We start from the raw sequence: 13,059 nt of genomic DNA on the forward strand, positions 1-13,059 counted from the left end.
GCCGGGCACCGGTCAGGGCAGAACACCAGGTCGTATCCGTCGTCGAGGACGCTGGGGAAAACGTCGTGGAGAGCGAGAAAGCGTACCGGCCGCACCCGTTGGAGGTCGCCTCCACCGCCTCCGGCGGCATCGTCGTGGTGACCGTCTCCGGTGCGATCGACCACGCCAGCGTCGGGCCCCTGGTCCAGGCCCTGGCCCCCGACCGCCTCGCCGGTCGGTCCTGCGTGATCGTCGACATGCAGCATGTGTCCTTCATGGACTCCAGCGGCATCAACGCCTTCCTCGCCACCCACCGCGACCTCACCCGCGCCGGGGGCTGGCTGCGCCTGGCCGGGGTTCCCGACTCCGTACGGCGCACTCTGCGGAGAGTCGGCGTCGATGCCGTCATCCCCTGCTACCCCGGCCTCCGTGAAGCCCTCGCCGCCTGAACCGGCCACGGCGGGGAGGTCCGGGCGGGAAGGGGTCCGGCGGATCCTGCCGGGCCCGCGCGCCGGGAACGGCTGGAATCTCCCCCAGGGGGAAGTCCTACTGTCCTGACCGACCGCACGCAATGCTTCGAAAGAGGTCTGTCATGACGACGTTTCTGCTGGTCCCGGGGCTTTTCATGGGTGGCTGGGCCTGGGAGGCGGTGGCCGCCGAGCTGACCGCGCAAGGGCATCGGGCGCTTCCGGTCACCTTGCCCGGCATGGCCGAGCGGGCGGGAGAGGACCCCGCCGACGTCGGGCTGGGCGAGCACATCGACGCCGTGGCGGAGCTGCTCGACACGGAGGGGCCGGGGATCGTGCTGGTGGCGCACAGCTACGGCATCTTCCCCGCTCTCGCGGCGGCCGACCGGCACCCCGGGCAGGTCGCCCGGGTGGTGTTCGTGGACACCGGTTTCCCGGAGTCGGGTGAGTCGGTGGTGGCGCAGATGCCACAGCTCGGCCTGCTGGACCACGCCATCGACGGCTTCGTCCCGGTGCCCGAGGAGATCCCTGCGGTGCACGCCGTCCCGCCGTCGGAGCTGGAGCGCTACCACCGCCTGGCCACCCCGCAACCCGTCCGGACCGTCACCGAGCCGATCGAGCTGACCGGCGCCTGGCTCAAGCTCCCGACCACCGGGGTGTTCTGCCTCGCCAACGGCCTCAGCCTGGAGTTCGCCCGCACGCTGCACGGCACCGGCCTGCCGCGGTTCGCCAAGCTCGCCGAACCCGCGGTCACCTTCTTCGAACTGGCCACCGGCCACTACCCGATGCTCTCCACCCCGGTGGAGCTGGCCGACGTCCTGGTGCGCGCGGCGGCCGGCGGGGGCGTCGGCCTGTACGAGGACTGACCCCCGAGGGCAGTGGTCGACCGGACCGGCACGGGAATCCACGCCCGGGCGACCAGCCGGTCCCTCAGTTCCCGCAGGAGTCCGACGACAAGGTCGGGCCGCCCGACGAACGGGGAGTGGCCCGTCCCCCACTCGCGCACGTCGGTGCAGCGCGAGGCCATCTTCCGCTGCAGACCCGCGTCGACGGCCCGGTCCCGTCCGCAGACGACGTAGGTGGAGGGAGTGTGCTTCCAGCCTTGGCGTTCCGGGACTCCGCGCCCACAGCCGGGGGCCTGCGCACGCAGCAGGCTGACCGCCCGGGCGGCGAGAGGTTCGGGACAGTCGCCGTAGAGGATGTCGGCGGCCGGTCGGGACACAGGCTGGTCGAGCCGTCGGGTTCGGGGTTGATCGCGTCCTGGAGCTGCGGGGACGCCCCGCCCAGACCGGCCGCGCTCTCGCCGGCGTCCGGCACGAAAGCCGCCAGATAGACCAGGTGTCCCGCTCCGCGCACTCCGGTGATCACCGACCCGCCGTAGGAGTGACCGAGCACGATCGGAGGTTCCGGCAGCGCGTCGACGGCGGCTTGGACCACGGCCGTGTCAGCGGGCAACGAGCCCCGGTGAAGCTCGGGAACGACGACCTCGGTTCCCGCGGTCCGCAAGCGTTCCGCCACCACGGCGAAGTGCTCGGGACGGTGGTACAGGCCGTGAACGAGCACCACGGCGACCGATTCACCCGCCTCCTCAGGTCGACACCAGGCCGGTGATCTCAGTTCCGGGCCAGGGCCGGCCATCGCTCACCGCCTTGATCCACCTCCGAAACGTACCCCAGGTCGGTGGAGGCACTCAGGGAGCGGGCGGCGGTCCTCAGATCCCGCTCCCACACAGGGAGTTCGTCGGGACCGGTCCATTCGCCGTACTCCGCCGCGACGGAGAGGAACCGTGTTTCCTCCCGGGTGTCGGCCGCGATCGTCATCGACAAACGGCCGGCCACGCCCTCGGGGGTCAGCTCACCCCTTTCGAGACCGAACGCGAGACTCACGAGGAGGCATCGGCCCGCCGTCCCCTCGTCGGGAAGCGGTATGCCGAGTTCCTCCAGGGCCTGGACGTACAGGGCACGGATCTCGGCCCCCTCACCCCTGCGCGGCAGCCCGGCCAGCTCGCGCAGAGCAGGGGAATCACGCCCGTCGACGAGCGCGTGGGCAGCCAGCATCGGGAGTTCCTCGGGCGGGAGCACCTCCGCCACGTATCGCCAAGCGCTGTGCCGCAGTCGGTCCATGCGCCCATGGTGGAGGCGATGCGGTGCTCCGACCACCGAATTCCGTGCCCGTGCCCGCGCCCGTGCCCGTGCCCGCGCCTGCGGCGCCGGTTGTGCCGGGGCACCGGTGCCACTGGGGAACTACGGCTCGCCGAGAAGGCCTTCGAGCATCTTGTCCTTGTCGAAGTCGCCGTCGTCGTCGAGCCAGCCGAGGTCGCCCATGGCCGCGCCGAGGACGAGCGCGTCGTAGTCGTCGCCCTTCACGCCGTCGCAGGCGGACGGCTTGCCCCTCCCATCGGCCTTGTACTGGGCGACGAGGGCTCTCTGACATCCCCTGACGATGTCGTTGTACGACGGCCGACCGGCCCAGTGGACGATCCCGCCGACGGCGAGGGCACCCGCGACGGCGACGGCCACGATCAGGTTGCGGCGCCTCGTCGTGGACGGCTTCGGTGCGACGGCGGGTGGGACGTCGGGCATCGGCGGCAGATCGTTCGTCATGAATTCCCCAAGGTTGTGCGGTCTCGGGATGCTAGCGACGGTGGCGCGATCCGGGACGCCGATCGGCCGGGTTGCACCGGAACGGGGCACTTCCGACCGGCGCCGGACAGCGAATTCCGGACAACCGCGCGGAACCCTCTTGCTCAATGGTCAAGAAACGTTGACCATTGAGCGCATGCCTACCGATGATCTTCCCGAGACGCTTCACGTCACCACCGCCGAACAGTTGCGCGCCGTCTCCAGCCTCACGCGGCACCGGATCATGGCCGTGCTCCGCTTCGAGCCGGCGACGATCACGCAGATCGCCGAGCGGGTGGGCCTCGCGAAGGGGAGTTCCAGCTACCACGTGCGGCTGCTCGAGCGGGCCGGCCTGGTGAAGGTGGTGCGGACGCGGAAGGTACGGGGGGTCACCGAGCGGTACTACGCGATGGCCGCGCGGGCGATCGTGCTGCCGGATCCGGGCGAGGGCGGGCCGGATGTGCTGATGCGGCACGCGGTGGCGGACCTGGAGGCGGCGCCGGCGGATGCCGAGCGGCATGTGCGGATGGCCCATCTGCGGCTCACCGATGAGCAGTTCGCGGAGCTGGGGGCGCGGCTGGAGGCACTGGCGGACGAGTACCGGGAACTGTCCGATCCGTCACTGCCGGACACGTCACTCGTCTTCGCGCTGTTCCATCCGGCGCGGCACCAGCAGACCGAAGGGGACGCCAAGTGACCTCCAGGACAGACAAGTTGCCGACCGGGTTCGGGCGGCTGTGGACCGCGCAGACGGTGTCCTCGCTCGGTGACGGGGTGACGCACGCCGCGCTGCCGCTGCTCGCGTTGACGTTGACGCGGGATCCGATGGCGCTCGCCGTCGTCACGGCCGCCGGGACGCTGCCGTGGTTGCTCTTCGGGGTGCTCGGCGGCGCCCTGGTGGACCGCTGGGACCGCCGGCGCACGATGTGGGTCGCGGACGCGGCGCGTGCGGTGCTGCTCGCGATACCGGCGGCGGCCGCCGCGCTCGACGTGCTGAGCATTCCGCTGCTCGCGGCCGTCGCCTTCCTGCTCGGCCTCGGCGGACTCTTCTTCGACACGGCGGCCACGGCCTACCTGCCGGACCTTCTCGGCCGCGACCCCGCCCTCCTGGAGCGCGCCAACTCCCGTCTGCGCGGCGCCCAGACCGCGGCGTCCGGCTTCGCGGGACCGCCCGCGGGCAGTGCGCTGCTCGCGCTCGGGCGGGCGGTTCCGCTGCTCACCGACGCGGTGTCGTTCATGCTCTCCGCACTGCTCGTACGGTCGCTGCCCGCCGTGCCCCGGCCCGTGCCGGAGGCCCGTGAGTCGCTGCTCCGGCAGGCGCGGGCCGGGGCCGCGTACGTCTTCCGGGACCGGTTGCTGCTCGGGCTCGCGCTCCGTCCGGCGGTCGGGAACGTCGCCTTCGTCGCCGTGGAGACCGTACTCGCCCTCTTCGCGCACGACCGTCTCGGCATCGACACCTACGGCTTCGGCCTGCTCCTCACGGCGGAGGCCACCGGCGGCCTGCTCGGCGCGGGCATCGCCTCCTTCCTCGGCCGACGACTCGGCACCGGAACCGCGCTGACCTGCACGGCCGCTGTCGAAGGGCTTGCCGTCCTGGGCCTGGCCGCTGCCCCGAACCCGTACGTGGCCGGACTGGCGCTCGCCGTCTGCGGGGCCGGGATGGGCGCCACGATGGTGCTCGGCCCCTCCCTCCGGCAGGCGATCGTCCCGGCCCACCTGATGGGCCGGGTCGCCTCCACCTCCCGCATGCTCGCCATGTGCGCCGCCCCGTTCGGCGCCTTCCTCGGCGGCTGGCTGGCCACCACGTACGACGTGCGCACCCCGCTCTACGCCGCCGCCGGGCTGCTCCTCGCCATGACCGCCGTCACGGCGACCATGACCGGCAACCGCCGGGTCGAGGCGGCGCTGCGCCGCGCTGCCTCGACCGGCGGTGCGGGCCACCCGGCGTCCGGGGAGCCCGTCCGGGAGGGCGTCCCCGGACGGCAACAGCCCGCCGAGGTCTCGGAGCGCTGAACCACCGCGCACGGACCGGCGCCGGATGCGGCGCGCCCCGCCTGCTATAGTCGATCTTGAGCTGAGGTCGGCGGAAGCCGCGCCGAACGGCTATGCGTCGGTGGTCCAAGGAAAGACGTCCCGCTTCCTGCGGGGAGATGCAGGTGCAAGGCCTGCCCGGCGCTCCGCGAAGACCCCGTCCCGGGTTCCGGGACGGGGTCCTCTTCGTCTGCGGCGGGTGCCGGGAAGGCGTCGGCGCGCGGGCCGTGGCCCGTGCCGGCCTCGTGGCTCAGGGGCAGCTGAGGCGGATGTCGCCCGCGTCCGTCGTGCAGGTGTCCGTGTTCAGGCCGCCGTTGGCGGTGTCGTTGCCGGACACGTTGTCGACGGTGTCGAGTTTGTCGGTGCCGGAGTTGCCGATCAGGTTGTCGTTGCCGGGGCCCGCGGTCAGGGTGTCGTTGCCGGAGCCGCCGTCGATGCGGTCGTTGCCGTACCCGCCGTGGACGGTGTCGTCGCCGTTGCCCGCGTTGACGGTGTCGTCGCCGCCGAGGGCGCAGATCACGTCGTTGCCGCCGGTGCCGGTGATGGTGTCGTTGCCGCTGGTTCCGACGCGGGTGCAGCCGCGCGCGTTGTCGACCGCGGTGGTCGCCGTGGCGGTGTTGTTGCCGGAGTTCGGGTCCGTCTGGGCGGCACCGGCCGTGGCCCGGTCGGTCAGGGTGCCGACGGCCCGCGGTTCGGCGGCGACCGTCACCGTGGCGGTGGCTCCGGGGGCGAGGGTGCCGAGGGAACAGCTCGCGGTGGTGGCGGTGGTGGAGCAGGTGCCCGAGCCGGTTGTCACCGAGACGACCGAGGCGGCGACGCCGCTGATCGTGTCGGACAGGGAGACGTTGGTTGCGGAGGTCGTGGCACTGTTGTTGGTCACCCGCACGCTGTAGGTGGCCCGGTCACCGATGCTGACCGTGGTGGGACCCGTTTTCGTCACCGACAGGTCCACGCCGGCCGGTGGCGGCGGGGAACCGCCGCCCTCGAAGCGGGCCAGGGCGAAGTCGCCGTTCGGTCCGCCCCCGCCCGCGGCGACGGTCTTTCCGTCCGGCTGGAGGGCGACGCCATGGGCGGCGTCGGTGCCGCCGAAGTCGGCGGTCGTGAGGCCGCCGGTGCCGAAGCCGGTGTCCTGGCCGCCGTCGGGGTTGTAGCGCCGGACGGCGAAATCTCCGCCGGGTCCGTTGCTTCCGGCGATGACGATCCGGCCGTCCGCCGGCTGCAGTGCCACGTCCGCCGCCACGCCGCCGGGGGTGATCACCTTGCCGTTGCCGCCGAAGCCCGTGTCCAGGGCCCCATTGGGGAGGTAACGGGCCAGGGCGAACCTGGTACCGCTTCCGCCGACGGCCACGATCTTCCCGTCGGGCTGGAGCGCGAGCCCTTCCACGGACTCGTAGTCGCCGAAGTCGGTGCGGACGACACCGTCGCCGTCGAAGCTCGTGTCCACGCCGCCGTCGGCGTTGAAGCGCATCAGCGCGAAGTCGAAGGCGGTCGAGCCGACCTGGCCCCCGACGACGATCTTGCCGTCGGGCTGCAGAACCAGGGCGCGGCCGTCCCCGCCCTCCTGCAGGACCGGCCCCGCCGGGTTGGCGGTCACCGTGCCGTCGCCCCCGAACGTGGGGTCCGGGGTGCCGTTGTCCGTGAGGCGGAGCACCGCCATCCGGCCCCCGGCGTAGCCGGCCGCGACGATCCTGCCGCTCGGGTCGACGGCCACGTCGCGGGCCTCGGTCGGACCGTCGAAGTCGGCGAAGACCCGGCCGTCGCCGCTGAAGGTGTCGTCCAGGGTCCCGTCGGGGTTGTAGCGGGCCACCACGAACCAGCAGCAGTTCTCGTACTCCCGCCAGCTGCTGCCCACCACCACGATCTTGCCGTCGGCCTGGAGCGCCACGGCGTGCGCCTCGCTCCACTGGAGGTTCGAACCCATGTTGTTGACGGCGGTCGTCACCGTGCCGCCGGTGCCGAAGCCGGTGTCCGGGGTGCCGTCGGGGTTGTGGCGGGTCAGCGCGAAGTCGCTCTCCGTCGCCGTGTCGTCGACGGAAGAGCCGACAGAGACGATCTTCCCGTCGGGCTGTACCGCCACGTCGTCGGCATGGTCGTCGGCGGCGATGCCGGTGAGTACTTTGCCGTCCCCGCTGAACGCGGGGTCCAGGCCGCCCGGGACCGCGGCGGCGCTGCCCGGGAGGGTCAGGACCAGTGCCAGGACTGCCGCCGCGACGGTCCCGGCCCGGGCCGGGAAGGACCGGCGGCGGTCACCCTGTCGCTGCCGCGCCGGTCGTACATGTGCTGTGAACATGGCGACAGCCTTACGCCGCCCGCACGCGCCGACGGCCACGACGAGCGGCGTTGCACTCACCGGGCGCACGAATCCATCCGCGCGAGTGAGCCCCCTCGCCACGGCCCCGCCCGCCCCTCCCCCGAGTCCACGACCTCGCTCGAACAGGCGGGTACCCCGTCGTCTCCTTCAGGTGCTCCGGCGCGGGACAGGCCTACGATCTCGGTTCATGACGGCCCCCGACTGCTACGCGTGCGACAAGGAATCGGAGTTCGAGCGCCTTCCGCCACGTGAGCGTGTGGTGGCGGACCGGCACTGGCGGGTCGCCCACGCGTTCGGCACCGCGGTTCCCGGCTGGCTGGTCCTGCTTCCTCGGCGTCACGTCACCGCGGTTCACGATCTCACCGATGCGGAGGCGGCCGGCCTGGGGATGTGGCAGGTCGAGCTTTCCCGGGCGCTTCGGGACACGACCGGTTGCGCCAAGACCTACATCGTCCAGTTCGCCGAAGCCGAAGGCTTCGCACACGTGCACTTCCACATCGTTCCGCGCGGGGAAGACCTGCGGTCGGAGCATCGCGGGCCAGGTGTTTTCGAGCTGCTTCGACGGCCCGAGCGGGAACGGGTGCCGGCCGACCGGGCCGACCGCATGGCCCGCGCTCTCCGTGCCCGGCTCGACGAGCGCGCGAACGCCGGGCAGGCGGGTCACGGAATCCGGACCGGCACCGGGAGATCGCGTCACCGCGGTGGGACGCCGCCGAAGGGGGTGGAGGCGGATCCGGGCTCCTGATCACGGAGCACGCCGACCGCACCGGCCGGCCCGTTCGCTTCCGCCTCCGCCTCCGCCGAGTGCTTCGGTTACGGCTGGGCGGTCACGAACCGGTCGAGGAGGGTGGTGAGTTCCTCCGGCTTCTCCACGGGCAGTTCGTGGCCGGCGTCCACGATCCGCACCACGGCGTCCGGGTAGGCCTTCGCCATCCGCAGCATCTGCGAGACGGGCAGTTGGATGTCGTGGTAGCCGTGGACCAGGAGGGTGGGGGTGTCGATCTCCCCGAGCCGGTCGAAGACGTCGAAGGACCGCATGGCGCCGTAGCACGTCATGACCACCTCCTGGGGCGTGTCCGCCGAGGCCCGGACGTACTCGCGGATCTTCTCGCGCGGGTAGCCGGGGGCGAAGGCCCGCTGGATGTTGGCGGCCACGAACAGCTTGAACGGCACCAGGGTCGAGACCGCCATCAGCAGGCCCCTCCCCCGGCTGTAGCTCATCCTGCTGATCGAGTTCACCAGGACCAACCGCTCGACCCGCTCGGGGTGGGCGAGCGTCAGGGTCTGCGCGATCATCCCTCCCATCGAGTGGCCGACGAGCACGAACCGGTCGAGCTCCAGGTGGTCGAGGACGGCGAGGACGTCGGCGGCCAGCTCCGCCACGGTCCGCCGCCCCGACCCCTCGCTCTCCCCGTGCCCGCGCAGGTCCAGCCGTACGACCCGCCGCTTCCGGGCGAAGTGCTCCATCTGGTGGTCCCAGCGGTGCCGGTTGGCCGTCCAGCCGTGGATGAACACCAGGGGCACACCGTCACCGTCGCGCGGGCCCTCGTCGTCGTACGTCAGCGCGGCGCCATCGACTTCGAGCTGCGGCATGGGGTCTCCTGGAGTGCGATCTGGTTACTGGTCGGTACGGTAACGGGTCACGGAGGCCCTCGTCACCGTCGGTCGCCGAGGAATTCGAGAATGTGGCCGAAGACATCCAGGGCGGCGCCCCGGCCCAGGAACGTGTCCAGGTGGCCGTAGGCGGGGATCTCGGTGTACGACACGTCCAGCTGTGGCTGCCGGTGTGCCAGCACCTCGTGGCAGAGCTTCTGCGAGTCCAGCCACAGTCCGTTCTCGCTCCCCGCGAGCAGCAGGACCGGAGTGTCGATGCGGGCGGCCGCGTCCAGCGCGTTGGGCGGCAGCGCCCGGTAGCGGTGGTCCGTGTCGTGCCAGCGGACGACGCTGCGGGCCAGTTCGATGCGGCGCAGGTGCGGCAGGATCCACAGGGGCGCCGGCCCGAGGAGTTCGGCGAGCCGGTCGTGGGTGGCGTCGGACAGGTTCTCGTGCAGGAAGAGCGAAGCGCCCGATCCCCAGGCCGAGTTGTGGAGGATCTGGCAGGTCGGGTCCGGGCAGTCCGCCCCGCGGGAGGCCAGCGCGAACAGGGGGGTGTAGCGCGACCGGAGGCCCACCTTGCGGAAGTCGACCGGGATGTGGTCGATCCGGTTCTTCAGCAGCTCACCCGCCACCGTCATCCGCAGCGAGGTGCGTCCCGCGAGCTTCGGCGTCAGGAACACGCCCTGGGAGACCACGCCCGCGAGCCCGGGCACGAGCCCCGCCGTCATGCTCAGCGACAGGGTGAGGGAGCCGATGCAGTGGGCGACCACGAACAGCGGCCGGTCGCCGATGCGTTCGCGGATGTACGAGACGGCTCGCGGGATGTCGTGGAGGGCGACGTCGTCGTAGGTGTACCTCTGGCCGGTCTCGTTGTACGGGAGCCTGCGGCTGCCCCGCCAGTCGAGCAGCCAGGGCTCGTACCCGTCGTCGAGCAGGACGTCGACCAGGTTGCGGGTCTCGGGGAGCAGGAACATGTCGGCGGACGCGGTGTGTCCGTGCAGGAGCAGCACGGCGGGCCGGTCCCGGTCCCCGCCGCCGACGCGGGTGAGACCGAGGCGTACGCCGTCCCCGGCGTGGAAGGGGATCTCCTCGACCCGTGCCGGGTCGAGGCGGTGGCGCAGCGGCCGCAGGGCCGTGCCCGTCCTGACCTTGCGGATCGTCGGCCTGGTACGGGAGTTGGCGGTTCTGAAGATCATCGGTGGCGCTCCGAGGGGGTCCGGGCAGGGCGCAGGTCGAGGAGGTCCGCGGCGGCGCGGGTGAAGGGGCCCAGCAGGCCGCGGCCCATCTCCGCGCCGAACCAGGCGAGCCAGGTCAGCTTGGCGGCGCGCTTCTCCCTGCCGGTCAGGCGCGGGTCCACCTTGATGCCGTCGATCTGGTCGCGCACGTAGCTGTCGGCGGGGACGACGAGCTCGCCGGCGAGGCTCGCCGGTTCGCCCTCGCGGCCGATCTCGACGCTCAGCGCGCGGGTCTGCCGCCACACGTCACGGCGGGCACGGGCGTACTTGTGGCCCTCCAGCCACCACCGGCCTCCGTCGGTGTCGCTCAACGTCAGCCGGTAGCGCAGGAGTTGGCCGCGCATACCGTGGCGCTGCGGGATGCCCTCCTCGGGACGGATCCAGACGTCGCCGCGTTCCACGCGCAGCGGCGCGGGGTGGACCGCGGCGCACACCAGCTCACCGCCGGCGTCCACCCGGCGCTCCTTCACCAGTTGGTGCATGCCCGCGATGGAGAGCGTGAGTTCCATCGAGCAGGGGATGCCGGCGTCGGTGCCGACCGGGCCCACGGTGCCCTCGGTGGTCTCGGAGAACCACAGGTACGGCTGATCGTCCTTGTGCGGGAGACGGGCCAGGCCGTCCTCGGCGAGCCGCTCGAACGTCCTCAGCTGGGCCCGGGCGTCGTAGCGGGCCGCGGGACGCAGTCCGAGCGCCTCGACGAGCGCGGCGGTGCGGTCGTCGGTGGCGGCGGGCCCCTTCAGGGTCGCCTCGCACAGCTTGAGGGCGGTGGGACTTTGCAACACCCTTGTGAGGAAAGCGAGTTCGGGAACGGGTTCGGCTTCCAGGCGGGCCAGGGCGTCGGTGCGCCACTCGTCCCAGTCCTGTACGCGCACGTGCATCCCGGCGAACGCCATGTCCCGTACGACGTCGTCGAGGGTGTTGGGGACGCCGGTCAGGTTGTAGTCGAACCCCCAGGCGTCGGGTTCGCAGACGACGGCGGCCGCGACCCGGCTCACCCAGTCCACCGGGGCCGCGTTCAGACGGTGGAAGGCGGGCACGGTACGGAAGCGGCCGAAGGCCGAGATGAGACCGCTGCTGAGGTCCTGCGGGTTGTGGGCGCCCGTGCGGGTGTGGCCTCCGATGCCTCCCGGGCGCATCGCGGTGACGATCAGCCCGTGGTCGCGGGCCCGCCGCAGGGCGACCTCGGCGGCCCATTTCGTCTGGTCGTAACCCGCGACGAGGCGGTCGACGTGGGCGAGCGGGTCGTCCTCTCCCATGGAGGAGATGCCGACCTCGTTGAAGACCGCGATCGAGGAGATGTGGTGCAGCGGCTTGGGCGGTCCGGTGGCCGCCAGTTCGGCCAGGGTCAGCGCGCCGATGACGTTGCTCCCGCGCAGCGACTGGTAGCCGCGCAGGAAGTCCACGGCCGCCGCCACGCCCACGATGCTGTCGAGTTCGTGGGCGAGATCGTTCCAGACGCCGTCGGACAGGCCCAGGTGCGGACGCCTGATGTCGCCGGGGAGCACCGTCACCCGACGGCGGACCTCCGAGGACCAGGGCAGCCGATGGCTCTTCAGCGCTTCGCCGAGACGGGCCGTGGCGGCTTCCTCGTCGGCCGCGCGAACGAGGCAGTAAACGTGCGCGTCACTGTGTCTGAGCAGATCGAGGAGCAGATGGCTGCCGAGGAAGCCGGTGGCGCCGGTGAGCAGGATCCGGCGGGGCGGCAGGGGCTCGGGCGAGCCGGTCCAGGGCAGGCGGTCGGCCAGGGAGAGGTCGGCCAGGATCTGCTCCAGGTCTTCGGGGCGGGCCGTGGCGTACGGGGTGTCCGTGGCGGGGGCAGGGGCAGGTGCCGGCCTCGTACCCCGTGTGAGGGCCGGGAGAGGAACGGGGTTCACGCCCGAGGCGGAGGCCGGGGCGGAAAGCTCGGAGCCGTCCGGGGCCCGTGTGGCGCCGTTCGTGTCGGTCGCCGGGGCCGTGGTCCACGCGGCCGCCGGAATCGACGGCGCGCCGAGGACCGGGGCGGTCGCCGTGGCACCCGCGGCCGCCGACCGGCGCCGGGCGATGCTGCGTGGGCGGGCGTCGGCGAACACCTCGTCGAGGTCGATCTCCATGCCCAGCTCGTCCTCCAGCGCCGCGACGAGTTCCACGGCTCCCACGGAGGTGCCCCCGGCGTCGAAGAAGTCGGTGTCGGGCGACAGATGTCCCCCGGGTACGAAGGGGCCGGCCGCCGCGGCGATGACGGCCGCCAGCGCGTCCGTGTCCGCGTCGGGGGCGGCGGAGGCGGCCGGACCGACCGGGTCGAGTGCCGTGGTCGCGCCGGGAACGGCGGGCGCGGGGAGCCCGGACGCGGCACCGGCATCGCGGGGCGTTCCGGTACGGATGTCGCCACCTGGATCCGTGCCGTACGGCACGGCGTCGACGCGGGTGCGGAACTCCCCGGCACCCACGTCCCCGCCGGGCGGCACGGTGGACCCACCGGCGTGCGGTCCGGCACCAGCACCAGCACCAGCACCAGCACCAGCACCAGCACCGAACGGCCCGGCAGCCGCACCGGCGCGGGGCAGGACTGCGGGCGCACCCGCGTCCGCGCCCTCACCGGACGCCGCGGCGCTCCCCGCGCTCCCGCCGGTCTCCGCGTCCGCGCCGTGCCCCGTGAGGGGCGCCGGGGTGTCCGCGCCCGGCTCCGTGCCGGTTCCGGTCGCCAGGGATGCGGCGGCCTGCCCGATCCTGGCCAGCAGTGCCTCCACGCCCGGCCCGCCGTCGCCCCGCTCGATCGCCTCACCGACCGCCCGCTGTCCGGCGTGGGCCGCCGCGTCCTCGTTCACTTCCACTTCACTCAT

General features: G+C 72.5%; 11 protein-coding genes and 1 pseudogene. 5 read left to right on the forward strand and 7 right to left on the reverse strand.

All coding sequences use genetic code 11. The annotated features are described in order from the left end of the window. Positions 1–65: 65 nt before the first annotated feature. Both ACICHK_RS02200 and ACICHK_RS02205 read left to right on the forward strand, forming a co-directional pair. Entirely contained in the window at positions 66–428 is a 363-nt protein-coding gene (locus ACICHK_RS02200) for an STAS domain-containing protein (protein ID WP_406835346.1), read from the forward strand. A gap of 143 nt (positions 429–571) precedes the next feature. Next, complete coding sequence (locus ACICHK_RS02205) at positions 572–1,312, forward strand: alpha/beta fold hydrolase (RefSeq protein WP_406835348.1); 741 nt, start codon at positions 572–574, stop codon at positions 1,310–1,312. Here ACICHK_RS02205 and ACICHK_RS02210 read toward each other — a convergent pair. The 3 genes and pseudogenes from ACICHK_RS02210 to ACICHK_RS02220 all read right to left on the reverse strand — a co-directional run bounded on the left by ACICHK_RS02210 (position 1,225) and on the right by ACICHK_RS02220 (position 3,049). Further along, a pseudogene (locus ACICHK_RS02210) lies at positions 1,225–2,084 on the reverse strand (alpha/beta fold hydrolase). The gene ACICHK_RS02205 and the pseudogene ACICHK_RS02210 sit on opposite strands and share 88 nt — an antisense overlap. Then, positions 2,060–2,569, reverse strand: coding sequence for a hypothetical protein (locus tag ACICHK_RS02215; RefSeq protein ID WP_406835349.1), 510 nt, complete (start codon positions 2,567–2,569; stop codon positions 2,060–2,062). The pseudogene ACICHK_RS02210 and the gene ACICHK_RS02215 overlap by 25 nt, the downstream one beginning before the upstream one ends. Before the next feature lie 120 nt (positions 2,570–2,689). Further along, positions 2,690–3,049, reverse strand: a complete 360-nt coding sequence (locus ACICHK_RS02220; protein ID WP_151467782.1) for a hypothetical protein — start codon at positions 3,047–3,049, stop codon at positions 2,690–2,692. A 175-nt stretch (positions 3,050–3,224) separates the two neighbouring features. On the opposite strand from ACICHK_RS02220, the gene ACICHK_RS02225 reads away from it, so the two are divergent. Next, positions 3,225–3,764 carry a transcriptional regulator gene (locus ACICHK_RS02225; RefSeq protein WP_151467783.1) on the forward strand — a complete coding sequence of 180 codons (540 nt, stop codon included), beginning with the start codon at positions 3,225–3,227 and terminating at the stop codon, positions 3,762–3,764. Then, on the forward strand, positions 3,761–5,080 hold the full coding sequence (locus tag ACICHK_RS02230) for an MFS transporter (RefSeq protein WP_406835351.1): 1,320 nt from the start codon (positions 3,761–3,763) through the stop codon (positions 5,078–5,080). The genes ACICHK_RS02225 and ACICHK_RS02230 overlap by 4 nt, the downstream gene beginning before the upstream one ends. A 268-nt stretch (positions 5,081–5,348) precedes the next feature. Here ACICHK_RS02230 and ACICHK_RS02235 read toward each other — a convergent pair whose 3' ends face one another. Beyond that, on the reverse strand, positions 5,349–7,388 hold the full coding sequence (locus ACICHK_RS02235) for a calcium-binding protein (protein ID WP_406835353.1): 2,040 nt from the start codon (positions 7,386–7,388) through the stop codon (positions 5,349–5,351). A gap of 208 nt (positions 7,389–7,596) precedes the next feature. On the opposite strand from ACICHK_RS02235, the gene ACICHK_RS02240 reads away from it, so the two are divergent. Further along, positions 7,597–8,154 carry an HIT family protein gene (locus ACICHK_RS02240; RefSeq protein WP_406835355.1) on the forward strand — a complete coding sequence of 186 codons (558 nt, stop codon included), beginning with the start codon at positions 7,597–7,599 and terminating at the stop codon, positions 8,152–8,154. A gap of 68 nt (positions 8,155–8,222) precedes the next feature. Here ACICHK_RS02240 and ACICHK_RS02245 read toward each other — a convergent pair whose 3' ends face one another. The 3 genes from ACICHK_RS02245 to ACICHK_RS02255 all read right to left on the reverse strand — a co-directional run bounded on the left by ACICHK_RS02245 (position 8,223) and on the right by ACICHK_RS02255 (position 13,059). Further along, positions 8,223–9,002, reverse strand: coding sequence for an alpha/beta fold hydrolase (locus tag ACICHK_RS02245; RefSeq protein WP_151467787.1), 780 nt, complete (start codon positions 9,000–9,002; stop codon positions 8,223–8,225). Between the two features lie 62 nt (positions 9,003–9,064). After that, positions 9,065–10,201 carry an alpha/beta hydrolase gene (locus tag ACICHK_RS02250; RefSeq protein WP_406835356.1) on the reverse strand — a complete coding sequence of 379 codons (1,137 nt, stop codon included), beginning with the start codon at positions 10,199–10,201 and terminating at the stop codon, positions 9,065–9,067. Beyond that, complete coding sequence (locus ACICHK_RS02255) at positions 10,198–13,059, reverse strand: thioester reductase domain-containing protein (RefSeq protein WP_406835357.1); 2,862 nt, start codon at positions 13,057–13,059, stop codon at positions 10,198–10,200. The genes ACICHK_RS02250 and ACICHK_RS02255 overlap by 4 nt, the downstream gene beginning before the upstream one ends.

The organism is Streptomyces sp. AHU1 (assembly GCF_045343905.1).
GTDB classification, from domain to species: Bacteria; Actinomycetota; Actinomycetes; order Streptomycetales; family Streptomycetaceae; genus Streptomyces; species Streptomyces triticiradicis.

Bases quoted from the DNA above. Each gene is read 5' to 3' on its own strand.
- ACICHK_RS02205 (WP_406835348.1), top strand. From the start codon at position 572: ATGACGACGTTTCTGCTGGTCCCGGGGCTTTTCATGGGTGGCTGGGCC.
- ACICHK_RS02215 (WP_406835349.1), bottom strand. From the start codon at position 2,569: ATGGACCGACTGCGGCACAGCGCTTGGCGATACGTGGCGGAGGTGCTC.
- ACICHK_RS02220 (WP_151467782.1), bottom strand. From the start codon at position 3,049: ATGACGAACGATCTGCCGCCGATGCCCGACGTCCCACCCGCCGTCGCA.
- ACICHK_RS02225 (WP_151467783.1), top strand. From the start codon at position 3,225: ATGCCTACCGATGATCTTCCCGAGACGCTTCACGTCACCACCGCCGAA.
- ACICHK_RS02235 (WP_406835353.1), bottom strand. From the start codon at position 7,388: ATGTTCACAGCACATGTACGACCGGCGCGGCAGCGACAGGGTGACCGC.
- ACICHK_RS02240 (WP_406835355.1), top strand. From the start codon at position 7,597: ATGACGGCCCCCGACTGCTACGCGTGCGACAAGGAATCGGAGTTCGAG.
- ACICHK_RS02245 (WP_151467787.1), bottom strand. From the start codon at position 9,002: ATGCCGCAGCTCGAAGTCGATGGCGCCGCGCTGACGTACGACGACGAG.
- ACICHK_RS02250 (WP_406835356.1), bottom strand. From the start codon at position 10,201: ATGATCTTCAGAACCGCCAACTCCCGTACCAGGCCGACGATCCGCAAG.
- ACICHK_RS02255 (WP_406835357.1), bottom strand. From the start codon at position 13,059: ATGAGTGAAGTGGAAGTGAACGAGGACGCGGCGGCCCACGCCGGACAG.